Here is a 14,870-nt window from a genome sequence, read left to right as displayed (position 1 = left end):
CATGACAGACAGCCCCCGAAGCATCTCCGTTGCAGGAACCGGCAGCGCCGAGGCGGTGCCGGACCTGCTGACCGTGTCGATCGGCGTTGAATGCCGCCGCGAGACCGTGGCAGAGGCCTACAGCGAGGCCGGAACACGATCCGCCGCCATCACGTCGGAGCTCCGGCAGCACGGCGTGGACAGCGCCGATTTGTCCACCTCCGGGCTGAACGTCCGGGCCGAGCTGAACTGGCAGGATGGCCGGGGCCAGACCGTGACCGGCTATCTGGCCTCCAGCACGCTCACCGTCAGGATCCGCGAGTTGTCCGCGTCCTCGCAGATCCTTGCCGCGGCGGTTGCTGCCGGTGGCGACGCCGTCCGGCTGAACGGGCTGACCCTCGGCTTCGCCGACCCCTCGGACGTGGAGGCCCGGGCCCGGGAGGCCGCCTGGCAGGACGCCCGCACCACCGCCGAGCATTACGCCGCCCTCGCGGGAACCGGGCTGGGCAGGGTCCTGTCCCTCACCCAGCACACCGGCTTCCAGGCGCCGATCCCCGTGGCGAAGATGCAGCGGGAAGCGGCGGTGGCCTCACTCACCGTCGAGGCCGGCGAGTCGGGCGTCACCGCCACGATCGGCGTCGTCTGGGAACTGCTGGACTGATTGTCCAGTAATTATTGGAGCAGTTGTCTCGCGTCGCCGACGGCGGCCGCCACCGCTTCGGGCGGCGGATGACCGGCTTGGGCTAGTGGGTTGCGCCGGCAGCGAGCTTGAGATCCGCCGTCGTCGCCAGCGCAGTGCGCACGACGACGGCGAGCGCCGCCGCCATCTGGGCGGCCGGCAGCGAGGGGGCACTGCTTCCGGCCGGAAGCTGCGTGTCCTGGTAGGGGACGTGGACAAAGCCTCCCCTGGTGCCCGGACGTAGCCGCAGGGCGTGCATGAGCGTGTAGAAGACGTGGTTGCAGACATAGGTCCCGGCACTTTGGGACACTTCGGCCGGGATCTGCTCTGCGGTCAACGCCGCGAGCGCCGCCTTGACGGGCAGCGACGTGAAATAGGCTGCCGGTCCGCCCGGGACTACGGGTTCGTCCACGGGCTGATTGCCGGCATTGTCCGGAATCCGGGCGTCGTCACAATTGATGGCCACCCGTTCCAGCGAGATGCGCGCCCTCCCGCCGGCCTGGCCGGCGCACAGCACAAGCTCCGGCGTGAAACGCTCGAGGGCCTCCGCCAGCACCTGGGCCGACTCGCCGAAGACGCATGGCAATTCCACCGCCTGGACATCCAGCCCTTCGGATTGGAGCAGCCGTGCCGCCGAACGGGCCGCTGCCCACGACGGATTGGCCGTATCGCCGCCAAATGGCTCGAACCCGGTCAGGAGAATCATCGCCCCAGCCTAACAACGCCCTTCCACTGCCCGGCAAGGCGCCACCCCCGCGGCACCCTTAACCCGGCCCCGTCCACACTTGGCCGCCAGGGCAGGTGTCGCTCCGGCCTCACGCGTCTGTCCGCGTCGGCAGGGTGAGGATTTCGGCCCCGTCGTTGGTGATGGCGATCGTGTGCTCACTGTGTGCTGTCCGGACCGCCCCATGCTGCAACCGGCCGCCGCCTCGCCCGTCAGCATCCTTGACATTCAGTCGAACATATATTCGAATGTAGGCATGAGATGGGACGCACAAGCACTTGAGCGCGGCGATTCCCCAGCCGCCGCTTCGCCCACGGCTGCCCTGCTGCCCCTGGCCGGACTCGTGCGGACGGTTTCCACCCCGGAGTTTGCCGGGATCACCTTCCATGAGGTCACCGCCAAATCGGTGCTCAACAAGGTGGTCGCCGGTTCGCGGATGCCGTTCGACTGGACCGTCAACCCCTACCGCGGCTGCAGCCACGCCTGCGTCTACTGCTTCGCGCGCAAGAGCCACACCTATCTGGACTTCGACGGCGGACTGGACTTCGACAGCCAGGTGGTGGTCAAGATCAACGCCGCCGAGATCCTGCGCAAGGAGCTGGCCAAGCCCTCCTGGCGGCACGAGCACGTGGCCCTCGGCACCAACACGGACCCGTACCAGCGCGCCGAGGGCCGCTACCAGCTCATGCCCGGCATCATCGGTGCCCTCGCCGATTCCGGCACTCCCCTGTCCATCCTCACCAAGGGCACGCTCCTGGCCCGGGACATCCCGCTGCTGAAGCATGCCGCGGCCCAGGTGCCGGTGGGTGTGGGCATCTCGCTGGCCATGACCAACGAGCAGCTGTCCGAAGCCGTGGAACCGGGCACGCCTGGGCCACGGGCCCGGCTGAAGCTCATCTCCCGGCTGCGGGAGGCTGGCCTGCCCTGCGGCGTCATGGCCATGCCCATCCTGCCGTGGCTTTCCGACAGCGACGACGCCCTCGACTCCCTCTTCGGCGCCCTCGCGGCGGCCGGCGCCACAGGCGTCACGGCCGGCGCGCTGTACCTGAAACCGGGCACCCGTGAATGGTTCATGCAGTGGATCGCCCGCGAACATCCCCAACTGGCCGGCAAGTACCGCCGGCTGTACGGCAGCGGGTCGTACGCATCCAAGGAATACCGCGCGTGGCTGGCAGGACGGGTCCGGTATTTCAAGGACCTGCACGGCTTCTCCGGATCTCAGGGCTTCAGCCACCGGGACCTTGACGGGGGCAGCGATCATGACAACGCCCGGGAGGAAGAAGCCCAGTACCCGGCCGGGAGCATCCCGGACACCGCGGGGCACGCAAGCCCACGCCATTCCGGCGCTGCCCGTTCCGGCGCGGCCCAGCCCACACTGTTTTGAAGCCGGCTCCACCTCAAGCACACGGAGCCATGGGTCCCCTGCGCAGCAGGGCTGCCAAAGCGGAAAGCGCCCTGAGCCGCCGGGCGCAGGATGCCTAGAGCGCCTTGACCGCGCCGAGCACCCTGGCCAGCGAATCCTTGGCGTCCCCGAACAGGAGCGTGGTCTTGGGATCGTGCAGGAGCTCATTCTCGATGCCGGCAAACCCCGGGCGCATGGACCGCTTCAGGAACACGACCTGCTGGGCCTGCACCACTTCCAGGATCGGCATCCCGTAAATCGGCGAACCCGGCGAGGACTTGGCCGCCGGGTTGACGACGTCATTGGCCCCGACTACCAGAACGATGTCCGTGGTCGCGAATTCGGGATTGACTTCCGCGAGCTCCCGCAGTGACTCGTACGGCACGTTGGCCTCGGCCAGCAGCACGTTCATGTGGCCCGGCATGCGTCCCGCCACGGGATGGATGGCGAACACGACGTCCACGCCGCGGGCGACCAGGGCCGTGGCAAGCTCCGCCACAGTGTGCTGGCCCTGGGCCACGGCGAGCCCATAACCGGGAACGATCACCACCCGCTGGGCGTAGCCGAGCTGGACGGCAATGTCCTCCGGGGACGAGGAACGCACTGGCCGGTCGCTCAGGGCGGTGGAACCCGCCGTCGAGCCGCCCTTGAACGCCCCGAACATGATTCCGCCGACTCCGCGCCCCATGGCCGAGGCCATGACCTTGGTCAGGATGGTGCCGCTCGCGCCCACGAGCGTCCCGGCGACCAGGAGCAGGACATTGCCCAGGACCACGCCGGACGCTGCCACCGCCAGCCCCGTGAACGCATTGAGCAGGGAGATCACGATCGGCACGTCCGCCCCGCCCACGGGCAGCACCAGGAGCAGCCCGGCGGCGAGGCCCAGGCCCAGCAATGCGAGCGACCAGCCCAGCGACCCGGTCAGGACCACCAGAGCTCCTGAGATGACCGCCCCCAGCAGGACGGCCCCCATCACCCAGGGCATGCCGGGAAACAGCAGCGGACGGGTGCTGATGAGCTCCTGCAGCTTGCCCACGGTCACCGCGGAGCCGGCGAAGGACACCGCGCCAACCAGCATGGTGAAGACGACGGCCAGGCGGACCCAGGGATCTTCCTGGTGGCCAAGTTCCAGTACGGCGACGAGCGCCGCGGCCCCGCCTCCGACGCCGTTGAAGAGCGCCACGAGTTGGGGCATCTGGGTCATCTGCACCCGTCGCGCCACGGGGAAGGCTATCGCGGAGCCCACGGCAATGGCCGCGAGGATGAGTGGAACATTTTCCAGCCGCGCGGAGAGGAAGACGGTGACGACGGCGAGGAGCGCCCCGGCCGCGCCGATGGCGTTGCCGCGGCGGGCAGTTCGTGGCGAGCTGAGGCCCTTGAGCGCCAGGATGAAGCAGACGGCGGCCACAAGGTAGAGCAGGGCTGTCCATTCGGGGCTCAGGAGGCTCATTTGGACTCCCCCGCCGCGTCGGCGGAGCTCCCCTCGCCGGGGTGTCCTTCGCCCGCAGTTCCGCCAGCCGTGGCGGCGCCGCTTGGGGCGGGGATAGGTGTCCGCTTGTGGGCGCTGAACATCTCCAGCATCCGGTCCGTGACCACAAAGCCGCCCACCAGGTTGACGGTGGCCAGGACGACTGCCAGGAGCGCAATGCCGAGGACCCACGGGTCACTGGCCTGTCCGGCCACGATGATGGCGCCGACCAGGATGATGCCGTGGATGGCGTTGGCGCCGGACATGAGCGGTGTGTGCAGTTTGCTGGTGACCTTGGAGACGACTTCGAAGCCAACGAACACCGCGAGCACCACCACGGTCAGCAACACGACGGGGCCCATCACGCCTCCCTTTCCAATGCTTCCGCGGTGGGGGCGTGCCGCACCGTGCCGCCGTGGGTCAGGCACGTTCCGGCGACCACGTCGTCGTCGAAGTCCGGGGCCACCGAGCCGCAGTCGGTCATGAGCGCGAGGAAGTTGCTGACGTTCCGGGCGAAAAGCCGGGACGCGTCCGAGGGCATGGCGGATGCCGCGTCCTGCAAACCCACGAGCGTGACCGATCCGCCGTCGACCGGCACCTGCACGTCCTGGCCGGCGATCACGCCTTCGACGTTGCCTCCGGATTCCGCGGCGAGGTCGACGACGACAGACCCTGCCCGCATGCCGGCCACCATGGCGGTGGTCACCAGCAAGGGAGCGGCCCGGCCGGGGATGGCGGCCGTCGTGATCAGGACGTCCGCCGCCGCGACATGCGGGGCCAGGAGGCTGCGCTGGCGTTGCGCCCGGTCCTCGCCGAGGGCACGGGCGTAGCCTCCGGTTCCGTCCGCCGCCGCATCGATGTCAAGATTGATGAAAGTGCCGCCCATCGAGGCGACTTCCTCGGCGGAGGCGGCCCGGATGTCGTTGGCCGAGACCCGGGCGCCGAGCCGCTTTGCCGTGCCGATCGCCTGCAGCCCGGCGACGCCGGCCCCAAGGACGAGCACCCTCGCCGGCGGGATGGTACCGGCGGCGGTCATGTAGAGCGGGAAGAACCGCGGGTAGCGGACGGCGGCTTCCAGCACGGCGCGGTAGCCCGTGACCAGGGACTGGGAGCTGAGCGCATCCATGGACTGCGCCCGGGAGATCCGCGGAAGCAGCTCCAGGGCGAACGAGGTGATCCCGGCAGCGGCGAGTGTCCGGACGGTCGGCAGCTCCGAGGACGGCGATGCCAGCCCGATGGTGACCGCGCCGGGCCGCAGCCGGGCCGCGGCCTCCGGGGTGAGCGGGCGGACATGCAGCAGGACGTCCAGGGCCTCGAACGGGAGCTCGGAGATGACCGTCGCCCCGGCCTCCTTGAAGGCGGCGTCGGCGAACCCTGCTTCGGTGCCGGCACCGCTCTCGACCAGAAGATGGAGCCCGAGCGCCGTCAGCTGCCGGGCCGTCTCCGGTGTGGCCGCGACGCGGCGTTCTCCGGCTCGCTGCTCTCGTCCGACACCGACCTGCACGGGCCACTCCTCTCGGTTGGGATCAGAGTAGGCACATGCCTGACCGTTTGGCGAGAGGCGGGCTCCCGAAGCGCGGCGGCGGGTCCGGTCAGCGGCCCAGGCCCGCTTCCACTCCGCGCGGCCCGGTGGCCTGCACAGCCGCCAGGAGGGCCTCGACGATGGGGAGGTCCGCCGGGATCCACGGCAGGTCCAGGACCCCTGCCGGATTGCTGAGGTCGAGCCAGCGCAATTCGTCATGGTCCTCCAGCGGCCGGGGTTCTCCCTGCGCGAGCTCCGCGAACCAGACCCTCATCGCCGCCTTCGCGTTGAGCGGCCAGCCCGCGGTGGTTTCCGCGGGCAGCTCCGCCCCGAGCCGCACCAGCACGCCCAGTTCTTCCCGGAGCTCGCGGTGCAGGGCGTCCTCGGCGGCCTCGCCTGGTTCGACTTTTCCGCCCGGGAACTCCCACATTCCGGCAAACTGCGGCGGCGCCGTGCGCCGGGCCACGAGGAGCATGCCCGGGTCGGCCAGAGAGTCCACTACTGCGCCGCCAACGACGCCTATGAGTCCAGTCACGCCCTCAAGTCTAAGGCGGGCGCAGGGTCCGGCGCCCGGGGGCCGGGGCCAGGGCCAGCCCAGGTAGGGGACAATGGTGGAGGCGGCCGCCACGACACCTTCCGGAATACTCGGCGCCCCCTCCCGGTTCTTAAAAGCATATTTATCTGTCCGATCCATCCGGTCCCTCCCGGAAAATCTCTCCGAAAAGACGAATGACAACCACCACACACGCCCCGGCGCCGACCAAGTCCGGCACCCGTCACGTTGCCATGGCAATCATTGCCCTCGCGATGGGCGGCTTTGGCATCGGCACCACGGAATTCACCATGATGGGCCTGCTCAAGGAGATCGAACAGGGCCTGAACATCAGCACGCCCGAGGCAGGTCACCTGATTTCGGCCTACGCCCTCGGCGTCGTGATTGGCGCGCCGGTGCTGGCCGCGGTCGGGGCCAAACTCCCGCGGAAGTATCTGGCCCTCGGGCTCATGCTCTTCTTCAGCATCGCCAACCTCAGTTCCTTCCTCGCCCCGGACTACGGCTCCATGCTGGTGTCCCGGTTCGCCGCGGGACTCCCCCACGGCGCCTTCTTCGGGGTTGCGGCCGTGATTGCCGCCTCCCTGGTGGCGCCGACCAAGCGGGGTTGGGCCATTTCGATGGTCATGGCCGGGCTGACGGTGTCCAACGTCATTGGCGTCCCCTTCGCCACCTGGCTGGGCCAGAGCTACGGGTGGCGGCTTCTGTTCCTGCTGGTGGGCCTGATCGGCATCATTACGCTATTCATGCTGTGGAAGTTCGTCCCGTTCCAGAAACCGCACGCCGATGCCAGCTTCCGCAGGGAGCTCGGCGCGCTCAAGCGGCTGCAGGTGTGGCTTGCCATCCTGGTCGGCATCGTCGGCTTCGGCGGGTTCTTCGCGACCTACACCTACATTTCGCACACCATGACCTCCGTCGCCGGCCTCCCGGCGGCCTGGCTGCCGCTGGTCGTGGCCCTGTACGGCGTGGGCATGGTGGTGGGCAACATCGTTGGCGGCCGGATCGCCGACAAATCCGTCATGGGCACGATTTACTGGGTCCTGCCCGGCACGGCGGTGGCACTCGTGGTTTATGCCGTGGGCGTCCACTGGGCCTGGTCCGCGCTGGTCATGGTGTTCGTCGTTGGCGCCGCCGGGTCCATGCTCGTTCCCGCCCTGCAGACCAGGCTGCTCGATGCGTCCCCTGATGCACCGTCGCTGGCCTCCTCGCTGAACCATGCTGCGCTCAACGTCGCCAACGCCCTCGGTGCCTTCCTGGGCGGCCTGGTGATCGCCTGGGGCTGGGGCTACGTCGCCCCCGCGCTCGTGGGCGCCGTCCTGGCCGTGCTGGGTCTCGGGGTCGCCGCCTTCAGCGGCGCCGTGGAACGCCGGCGGCCGCTGGCCTCCTAGCCACCCCGCCACCCGCCACCCGCCAGAACAGCCGCGGCCGAACAGCCTCGGCCGCGGTACCCCGCCAACGGCAGAGGAAGAGGCCGAGGCAGCAGGGTGCAGATGCTGTAAATAGAACAGCAGTCCTGTCCAGTGATGCACTGGGCAGGACTGCTGTTTTGTTGACGGGCTGCCGTTCCATCTGGCGGCTGCCGTTCTCCCTATGGGCTTCCGTTCTCCCTGTGGGCTGGGCGGCTCAGGGGGCGCTGACGCGCTGCACATCCGGTTCCAGGTAGATGACCCGGGCAATCGGGACGGCTTCCCGGACCCGGACCTCCGCGTCATCAATCGCCTTCGCAATGTCCTGGCCCGAGTCCGAGCGGCCGATGCTGATCTTGGCCGCCACCAGCAGCTCCTCGGGGCCAAGGTGCATGGTCTTGAGGTGAATGATGCTGGTGCCGCCGGCCTCGATCGCGCTGCGGATCTTGGCGACGTCATCGCGGGTGGCCGACTCGCCCAGCAGCAGGGACTTGGTTTCCATGGCCAGCACCACGGCGATCGCCACGAGCAGCAGACCGATCATCGCGGTGCCGAGGGCGTCCCAGATGCCGTTCCCGGTCAGGAGCGTCAGGCCCACGCCGAAGAGCGCGAACACCAGGCCCACGAGGGCGCCGAAGTCCTCGAGGAGGATGACCGGGAGTTCCGGCTGCTTGGCGTTGCGGATGAACTTAACCCAGCTCTGCTTCCCACGCAGCGGGTTGGATTCGATGATCGCTGTCCGGAACGAGAAGGACTCGGCAATGATCGCGCCGATCAGGACGGCCAGCGGCACCCACCAGAAGTCACCTTCGATGGCGTGCGGGTGCTGGATTTTTCCCCAGGCCTCGTACAGTGCGAACAGGCCGCCGACGCTGAAAAGCACAATCGAAACGATGAAGGCGTAGATGTAACGCTCGCGGCCGTAGCCGAAGGGGTGCTCGGGGCTGGCTTCCCGCTTTGCGCGTTTGCCGCCGAGCAGGAGCAGCAGCTGGTTGCCGGAGTCTGCGAGGGAGTGAATCGCCTCGGCCAGCATGGACGAGGACAGCGTCAGAAAGTAGGCGACGAACTTCAAAACGGCGATGGTCAGGTTTGCGGCCAGCGCCGCGAGAATCGCCTTGGTACCGCCATTTGCAGCCACGTGAGCTTCTCCTTATGGGGTTCTTCCGGGGTGTATGCGAACACCGGAAGAACCCAGCGCCCACAAGGAATACCGTACCGGTTTCCGGGCCGGCGCCGAACCGCGGCGGGGACCAACGCTGCCACGTAACGATTGGGTAGTCCCCTGCTGACAAGCAATCCGCCCTATGTTAGCTTGAAGCCATATTCGGTATTCACAATTTGGATGCCGAAAAATATGTAGGAGGAGACATGGGCTTTCTTGGCTGGATCATTCTCGGACTCATAGTGGGTGCAATCGTCAAGGCACTCTTGCCCGGCAGGGTCGGTGGCGGCTGGGTTACCAGCCTCGTGCTCGGCGTCGTCGGCGCGATTGTTGGCGGCTGGATCGGGGACCTGCTGTTCGGCGGCGGCAAGATGGAATTCTGGAATCTCGGTTCCTGGCTCCTGGCCATCGTCGGTGGCCTCGCGGCCGCGTTCATCTACGGCGCCATCACAGGGCGCAACAAGACCACCACCTAATTCTTCAAGGCACTGGCCGCACACTTTGTGTGGGGGCGGCAGTGACACTACGACGGCGGGGCTCACCATTCGGTGGGCCCCGCCTTTCGTTTGGCCTGCGTTTTTCGGACAGGAATTCCTGCCGGACCCGCTGGTTTCCTGCTGAGCGGCTAGGGGGTTTGCTGGGAGCGGGCGCTGGCGTACAGGCAGACAGTGGCTGCGGTGCCGAGGTTCAGGCTTTCCGCTTCCCCGTACACCGGCACGGCCACCCGGTGGTCGGCCAGCGCGATCTCGTCCTCGGACAGGCCTTGGGCCTCGTTGCCGAAGAGCCAGGCGGTCGGCTGTTCCAACGCGTACACCGATTCGGCGGCGGATGCCCCCAGGCGGCGGGCCGCGTTCTCGTCCTGGAGACGGTCCAGGTCCAGTTGTCCCTTGCCGTCCGCGGCCAGCACGCCGACGCCACGCTCCCGGCAGCGGGCCACGACTTCCTCGACCTCCGCGCCGAGGACAACGGGCAGATGGAACAGGGAACCCGCCGTCGACCGCACGGCCTTGGGGTTGTAGATGTCCACGCTCGAGCCGGTCAGGATGACGGCGTCGGCGCCGGCGGCGTCGGCCGCCCGCAACACGGTGCCGGCGTTGCCGGGGTCCCGGACCTGGCACAGGACGGCAATCAGCCGCGGGCCGGTGTCGAGCACGTGCTCAAGGCTGACGTCCAGGAAGCCGCAGACGGCAATGATGCCCTGTGGGGTGACGGTGTCCGCCATCGCAGCGATCACTTCGTCGGTTGCGAGGTGCGCGTGGGTTCCCTCGGCCAGCTGCTCCAGCTCCGGGTGGCGGTCCAGGCAGGCCTCGGTGGCGTACACCTCATAGACGATGCCGGGCTCCCCCGCAGCGATCCTCTTCCGGTGCAGGACCAAAGCCTCACGGACCGCCTGCGGGCCTTCGGCCAGGAACTCGCGACGCTTTAAACGGGCCGGGCGCCCGGCAAGCTGTGCCACCTTCCTCATCCGATCAGCTCGGGGGTTGGAGAGTGGAAAGTCTTGCGGGCGCCCGGTTTCGTTCATATAAGAACCTTAGTGGCTATTCCAGCCGGCTCTTGAACGAGACAGTCTTTCAACTGCGGGAGGAACTACTTTGCAGCCTCGTCGGCGGCCTTCTTGGCAGCAGGCTTCTTCGCGGGAGCCTTCTTGGCAGCCTTGGGAGCCGGAGCAGCCTCAGCCTGGACGGCCGGAGCGGACGTGTCGGCAGGCAGCGAGTCCTTGGCGACCTTGACCAGCGCGGCGAAGGCGTTGGCGTCGGAAACGGCCAGCTCGGCCAGCATACGGCGGTCAACCTCAACCTCGGCGGCCTTCAGGCCCTGGATCAGGCGGTTGTAGGTCAGGCCGTTGGCGCGGGATGCAGCGTTGATGCGCTGGATCCAAAGACGGCGGAAGTCGCCCTTCTTCTTCTTACGGTCACCATAGCTGTACACAAACGAGTGCAGCAGCTGCTCTTTTGCCTTGCGGTACAGGCGTGAACGCTGTCCGCGGTAACCCTTTGCGCGTTCGAGGATAACCCGGCGCTTCTTGTGGGCGTTAACCGCCCTCTTCACACGTGCCACGTGCGTACTCCTTAGAAAATTTCTGATCCCAAGCGTCTACTGCCGGAACGGTCCGGCTGGCCTGAGAAGCCTTTTTGGTAGTTGACTGCTGCCAGGTGGCGAACAGTCAGAGAACTTGGAACTTAGATGCCGAGCATCTTCCGGATGACCTTGGCGTCGCCCTTGAAGACGATCTTGTCGCCGGCAAGGCGACGGGTCAGCCGGGAGGACTTGTGCTCGAGGTAGTGGCGGCGGTTGGCCTGCTGGCGGCGCAGCTTGCCGGTACCGGTCAGCTTGAAGCGCTTCTTAGCACCGCTGTGGGTCTTCATCTTCGGCATGGGAACCGATCTCCTTACGTATCCGCAGAAAAGTCTGCAGCTCTTTCGTGCAGCCACCCCTGCGGGCGGCGTGCTGGTTGCCTGCTGCCGGACATTGCTGTCCGGCAGCCGTGAACTAGTTGGTCTTCTTGGTGCCAGGCTTGGCGGCTGCCCGGGGGGCGGCCGGCCGTGCGGCGGGCTTCGGCGCTGCGGGCCTGGGTACCGGCTTCGGGGCAGCAACCGGCTTCGGTGCTGCTGCCGGAGCGGCTGCCTTTTCCTCGGGAGCCTTCGCTGCTGCCGGGGCCGGAGCGGCCTTCGGAGCCGCGGGAGCCTTGGCTGCTGCCGGCTTCTCGGCCGCCTTCGGAGCCGCCGGAGCCTTCGCTGCTGCCGGCTTCTCGGCCGCCTTCGGAGCCGCCGGAGCCTTCGCTGCTGCCGGCTTCTCGGTTGCCTTCGGTGCGGCTTCCGCCGGCACGTCCTGGGCGGGGGCCTCGTCGGCCTTGGTCTCTTCGACCGGAGCCGCTTCAACCTTGGCTTCTTCAACCTTGGTCTCTTCGACCGGAGCCGCTTCAACCTTGGTCTCTTCAACGTTGGCTTCTTCGACGGGGGCCTCCGCTGCGGGTGCCTCCGGCGATACGACGTAGCCTTCCGGCAGGAGGTCCGACAGCGTCTGGGTCAGCGGGGCGTTGCCACCGGAGACATCGACGCGTCCCGAAGCCTTGGCTTCGTTCTCAGCCTTGGCTTCTGCGCGCTGCGTTGCGCGGCGGGCCTCCGCCTTCGCTTCGGCCTTGTTCTTCAGCGGGCCAACCACCATGACCATGTTGCGGCCATCGATGCGCGGGCTGGACTCCACCACACCAACTTCGGCGACGTCGTCGGCGAATCGCTGGAGCAGGCGGATGCCCATCTCGGGGCGCTGCTGCTCGCGGCCGCGGAACTGGATCATGGCCTTGACCTTGTCGCCGGCACCGAGGAAGCGGAGCGCGTGTCCGCGCTTCGTTTCGTAGTCGTGGGTGTCGATCTTCAGGCGGAAACGGATTTCCTTCAGGACCGTGTTGGTCTGGTTCTTCCGGGCCTCGCGTGCCTTGACAGCGGCTTCGTACTTGTACTTGCCGAAGTCCATCAGCTTGCACACCGGAGGCTTCGCCTGCGGTGCAACTTCAACGAGATCAAGATCGGACTCGGCAGCCAAACGCAGGGCATCCTCAATACGGACAATTCCTACTTGTTCGCCTGCAGGGCCGACCAGCCGCACCTCGGGGACGCGGATACGCTCATTGATTCTTGGCTCGCTAATGTTAAAGCTCCTGTGTTCGTGAGGGGTATTCCACCGGCAAAAAGAGAAGGCCCCCAATTGCCGGAGCAATCGAAGGCCTCGAGATCGGAACTGCCGCCCTCAATGGGGCAACATGCACTTCCTGCGGACCGGAGTCCGAGGTAGTGCCCGACCAGGTACCCGGCAACCTTGACTCCTGGACAGGAGGGGCTTCCCGAAGGAAGTTTCGCGGCTGACGCGGGTGGGAGAGAACTCCGCTTGCAAACTAAAGCCAACTCTACAGAAAGACACCCGTTCAACGCACGTATGCGTCGCCGGGCGCCAACTTCAGTGACAAGCACTGCCAGTCAGAACACTGCATTCTATAAAAGCTTGAGAATAACGACATTTAGTCGGTCTGTGACAAGCTTACCAGCATGAGCACTTCAGATAGTAATTCCCACGTCTTCGAGCCCGCGGCAGCCCAGGCGGACGTCTCGCAGCAGATCCGCGACATCTCGGAAGTCCCGTCGATCGAGGTCATCACTACGGCCGCCGTGCACCTGATGAGCGCCGCCGCTGTAAAGCTCGGCCTCGCCGCCGAAGAAAATGCCCAGGACCTCAAGGACCTGGACGAGGCCCGCAAGCTGATCACCGCCCTCGCCGGTCTGGTGACCGCGGCGGCGCCCGAAATCGGCTCACAGCACGCTGGACCTTTGCGCGACGGACTCCGTTCGCTCCAGCTGGCCTTCCGCGAAGAATCGATCATCCCGGACGCGCCGGGCAAGGGCCCGGGCGAGAAGTACACCGGCCCCGTCAACTAAGCACCCGTCAGCCAGGACAACGCCGGCGTGCGGACCACCCAGGTCCGCCCGCCGGCGTCGCTATTTTCCGTCCGCACCATTTTCCGTCCGCACCATTTTCCGTTCGCACGATTTTCCGTCCGCAGGATTTGCCGTTCACAAAGCCCGGGCGCGTGCCCGGAGTGGCGCAATGGCGGCAGGCCCGCGTTCAGACGCGGGCCAGGCGGCTGCGCCGGACCTGTTGCAGGGCCAGTCCCACCAGGCAGAGGGCCACGCCCGCCAACCCCACTGAGACGAAGCCGGCCGACGGGCCGATGAGGTCAATGAACAGCCCGGCAAGCGGCGCGCCCAGGGCCACTCCGCCGGTGAGCGATGACCCGTACCAGCCCATCGCCTCGCCACGCCGGCTTTCATCCACCAGTTCGGCCACCTTTTCCGAGGCCGCGGACAACACCGGCGCGCACAGCAGACCCGGCAGCAACGCGAGCAGGCTGAGCGTCCAGACGTCGGTCGCGAAGGCCATCGGGACCGTCAGCGCTGACATCCCCAGCAACAGGAGGATCGGGGAAACGGCCCGGTGCATGGCACCGTAGAGGACGCCGCCCACCACCGAGGCCGCGCACCAGAAGAGGAACACGATGCCGATTTCGGCCTGGTGGCCGCCGGTCTGGAGCGCCGCGACGATGCCGACGTCGGTGCCGCTGAGGACCATGCCGGCACCGGCGCCGACGGCAAACACGGCGGCTACGGCGGCGGTGAACCAGCTGAAGTTGTGGATGACCCTGTGGCGCAGGCCGGATCCCCGCCGGCGGCGCTCCTCGGCGGCGGCCGCCAGGGGTGCCAGTTCGGCTGCTGCCTCCTGCAGGTGGGCCGGCGCGGCGGCGACCACTGCGGCTTCCGCGCACTCCAGCTCCTGCGCCTCAAGCCCGGCGTCCGGGGAAGCACTCCGGGTGGGCGGGTTGAACCACATGAGGAAGAGCCCGGAGACGGATGTGGCCACTCCCACGACTGTCAGGCCCAGGACGGACTGGCCGCTGGTGGCGACGACGGCTCCGACGGCCGGGCCGATCATGAAGACCAGCTCGGTGGCGATGGCGTCGAGCGCAAAGGCAGTCCGGCGCTGTTCCCCGGGGGCCAGAACGCCCAGCGACTGCCGCACCACGCTGAAGATGGGCAGGGTCAGCAGGCCCCCGATGAAGGCCAGGGGCAACAGGGCCTCGTAGGACACGTGCGGCACGATCGACCAGATCACGGCCTCGGAGACCACAGACGGAATCAGCGCCTTTCGCAGCCCCACGGTGTCGACCCGGCGTCCGCGCCAGGGCGCGCCGACGGCGATACCGATCGTCATCACGGCGGCGGCCGCTCCGGCGGCGGCGTAGCCCTGGCCGAGGGTCAGGACGATGTGCAGGGTCAGCAGGACGCCGGCCGCCGAGTGCGGTATGCGGGCGATCATGCCGACCAGCAGGAGGCGCCTGATGGGCCGGATCGCCAGCAGCTGACGGTAAAGCGCGAAATTCACGGACTATATCCTTCTGGTACTGCCCACGGCAGCACCGGGAGGTCCCC

16 protein-coding genes are annotated in these 14,870 nt (G+C 67.5%); 5 read left to right on the top strand and 11 right to left on the bottom strand.

The features are described 5' to 3' along the window. Position 1: 1 nt before the first annotated feature. Complete coding sequence (locus AC1DN2_RS05240; RefSeq protein ID WP_476849469.1) at positions 2-640, top strand: SIMPL domain-containing protein; 639 nt, start codon at positions 2-4, stop codon at positions 638-640. Positions 641-722: 82 nt separating this feature from the next. Here the strand turns inward: AC1DN2_RS05240 and pcp are convergent, their stop codons facing one another. Further along, on the bottom strand, positions 723-1,364 hold the full coding sequence (gene pcp, locus AC1DN2_RS05235) for a pyroglutamyl-peptidase I (protein ID WP_476849468.1): 642 nt from the start codon (positions 1,362-1,364) through the stop codon (positions 723-725). 274 nt (positions 1,365-1,638) lie between these two features. On the opposite strand from pcp, the gene AC1DN2_RS05230 reads away from it, so the two are divergent. Beyond that, a complete protein-coding gene (locus AC1DN2_RS05230; protein WP_476849467.1) occupies positions 1,639-2,766 on the top strand; it encodes an Rv2578c family radical SAM protein in 1,128 nt (375 codons plus the stop codon). A 94-nt stretch (positions 2,767-2,860) separates the two neighbouring features. On the opposite strand, the gene AC1DN2_RS05225 is transcribed toward AC1DN2_RS05230, so the two are convergent. The 4 genes from AC1DN2_RS05225 to AC1DN2_RS05210 form a co-directional block, all read right to left on the bottom strand. After that, the gene (locus AC1DN2_RS05225) at positions 2,861-4,234 is read right to left on the bottom strand and encodes an NAD(P)(+) transhydrogenase (Re/Si-specific) subunit beta (protein ID WP_230008097.1); all 1,374 of its coding nucleotides are present in this window, start codon (positions 4,232-4,234) and stop codon (positions 2,861-2,863) included. After that, entirely contained in the window at positions 4,231-4,614 is a 384-nt protein-coding gene (locus tag AC1DN2_RS05220) for an NAD(P) transhydrogenase subunit alpha part 2 (protein WP_476849466.1), read from the bottom strand. Before AC1DN2_RS05220 ends, AC1DN2_RS05225 begins: the two co-directional genes overlap by 4 nt. Beyond that, positions 4,614-5,756 (bottom strand): Re/Si-specific NAD(P)(+) transhydrogenase subunit alpha, encoded by a 1,143-nt coding sequence (locus AC1DN2_RS05215; RefSeq protein WP_476849465.1) that lies wholly within the window; start codon positions 5,754-5,756, stop codon positions 4,614-4,616. Before AC1DN2_RS05215 ends, AC1DN2_RS05220 begins: the two co-directional genes overlap by 1 nt. 88 nt (positions 5,757-5,844) lie before the next feature. After that, positions 5,845-6,309, bottom strand: a complete 465-nt coding sequence (locus AC1DN2_RS05210; RefSeq protein ID WP_476849464.1) for a (deoxy)nucleoside triphosphate pyrophosphohydrolase — start codon at positions 6,307-6,309, stop codon at positions 5,845-5,847. Between the two features lie 194 nt (positions 6,310-6,503). Here AC1DN2_RS05210 and AC1DN2_RS05205 point away from each other — a divergent pair, with 194 nt between their 5' ends. Then, positions 6,504-7,712 (top strand): MFS transporter, encoded by a 1,209-nt coding sequence (locus AC1DN2_RS05205; protein ID WP_476849463.1) that lies wholly within the window; start codon positions 6,504-6,506, stop codon positions 7,710-7,712. A 235-nt stretch (positions 7,713-7,947) separates the two neighbouring features. Here the strand turns inward: AC1DN2_RS05205 and AC1DN2_RS05200 are convergent, their stop codons facing one another. Further along, positions 7,948-8,868, bottom strand: a complete 921-nt coding sequence (locus AC1DN2_RS05200) for a cation diffusion facilitator family transporter (RefSeq protein ID WP_079551287.1) — start codon at positions 8,866-8,868, stop codon at positions 7,948-7,950. Positions 8,869-9,098: 230 nt separating this feature from the next. Here AC1DN2_RS05200 and AC1DN2_RS05195 point away from each other — a divergent pair, with 230 nt between their 5' ends. Next, positions 9,099-9,368, top strand: coding sequence for a GlsB/YeaQ/YmgE family stress response membrane protein (locus AC1DN2_RS05195; protein ID WP_230010760.1), 270 nt, complete (start codon positions 9,099-9,101; stop codon positions 9,366-9,368). A 149-nt stretch (positions 9,369-9,517) separates the two neighbouring features. Here AC1DN2_RS05195 and AC1DN2_RS05190 read toward each other — a convergent pair whose 3' ends face one another. The 4 genes from AC1DN2_RS05190 to infC form a co-directional block, all read right to left on the bottom strand. After that, entirely contained in the window at positions 9,518-10,414 is an 897-nt protein-coding gene (locus AC1DN2_RS05190; RefSeq protein WP_223917207.1) for a TrmH family RNA methyltransferase, read from the bottom strand. A 65-nt stretch (positions 10,415-10,479) separates the two neighbouring features. Beyond that, positions 10,480-10,950 carry a 50S ribosomal protein L20 gene (gene rplT / locus AC1DN2_RS05185; RefSeq protein ID WP_028277244.1) on the bottom strand — a complete coding sequence of 157 codons (471 nt, stop codon included), beginning with the start codon at positions 10,948-10,950 and terminating at the stop codon, positions 10,480-10,482. Between the two features lie 122 nt (positions 10,951-11,072). Continuing rightward, a complete protein-coding gene (rpmI, locus tag AC1DN2_RS05180; RefSeq protein ID WP_003798720.1) occupies positions 11,073-11,267 on the bottom strand; it encodes a 50S ribosomal protein L35 in 195 nt (64 codons plus the stop codon). A gap of 115 nt (positions 11,268-11,382) precedes the next feature. Further along, a complete protein-coding gene (gene infC / locus AC1DN2_RS05175) occupies positions 11,383-12,498 on the bottom strand; it encodes a translation initiation factor IF-3 (protein ID WP_476849462.1) in 1,116 nt (371 codons plus the stop codon). A 437-nt stretch (positions 12,499-12,935) separates the two neighbouring features. On the opposite strand from infC, the gene AC1DN2_RS05170 reads away from it, so the two are divergent. After that, positions 12,936-13,322 carry a DUF1844 domain-containing protein gene (locus AC1DN2_RS05170; RefSeq protein ID WP_230010214.1) on the top strand — a complete coding sequence of 129 codons (387 nt, stop codon included), beginning with the start codon at positions 12,936-12,938 and terminating at the stop codon, positions 13,320-13,322. A 187-nt stretch (positions 13,323-13,509) separates the two neighbouring features. Here the strand turns inward: AC1DN2_RS05170 and AC1DN2_RS05165 are convergent, their stop codons facing one another. Then, positions 13,510-14,823, bottom strand: coding sequence for an MFS transporter (locus AC1DN2_RS05165; RefSeq protein ID WP_476849461.1), 1,314 nt, complete (start codon positions 14,821-14,823; stop codon positions 13,510-13,512). Between the last annotated feature and the right edge of the window lie 47 nt (positions 14,824-14,870).

The organism is Arthrobacter sp. 01L42, from assembly GCF_056400005.1.
This window is presented reverse-complemented; position numbering and strand designations above follow the sequence as displayed.

Bases quoted from the DNA above. Each gene is read 5' to 3' on its own strand.
- AC1DN2_RS05195 (WP_230010760.1), top strand. From the start codon at position 9,099: ATGGGCTTTCTTGGCTGGATCATTCTCGGACTCATAGTGGGTGCAATC.
- AC1DN2_RS05190 (WP_223917207.1), bottom strand. From the start codon at position 10,414: ATGAACGAAACCGGGCGCCCGCAAGACTTTCCACTCTCCAACCCCCGA.
- AC1DN2_RS05205 (WP_476849463.1), top strand. From the start codon at position 6,504: ATGACAACCACCACACACGCCCCGGCGCCGACCAAGTCCGGCACCCGT.
- AC1DN2_RS05225 (WP_230008097.1), bottom strand. From the start codon at position 4,234: ATGAGCCTCCTGAGCCCCGAATGGACAGCCCTGCTCTACCTTGTGGCC.
- pcp (WP_476849468.1), bottom strand. From the start codon at position 1,364: ATGATTCTCCTGACCGGGTTCGAGCCATTTGGCGGCGATACGGCCAAT.
- AC1DN2_RS05170 (WP_230010214.1), top strand. From the start codon at position 12,936: ATGAGCACTTCAGATAGTAATTCCCACGTCTTCGAGCCCGCGGCAGCC.
- AC1DN2_RS05240 (WP_476849469.1), top strand. From the start codon at position 2: ATGACAGACAGCCCCCGAAGCATCTCCGTTGCAGGAACCGGCAGCGCC.
- rpmI (WP_003798720.1), bottom strand. From the start codon at position 11,267: ATGCCGAAGATGAAGACCCACAGCGGTGCTAAGAAGCGCTTCAAGCTG.
- AC1DN2_RS05220 (WP_476849466.1), bottom strand. From the start codon at position 4,614: ATGGGCCCCGTCGTGTTGCTGACCGTGGTGGTGCTCGCGGTGTTCGTT.
- AC1DN2_RS05230 (WP_476849467.1), top strand. From the start codon at position 1,639: ATGAGATGGGACGCACAAGCACTTGAGCGCGGCGATTCCCCAGCCGCC.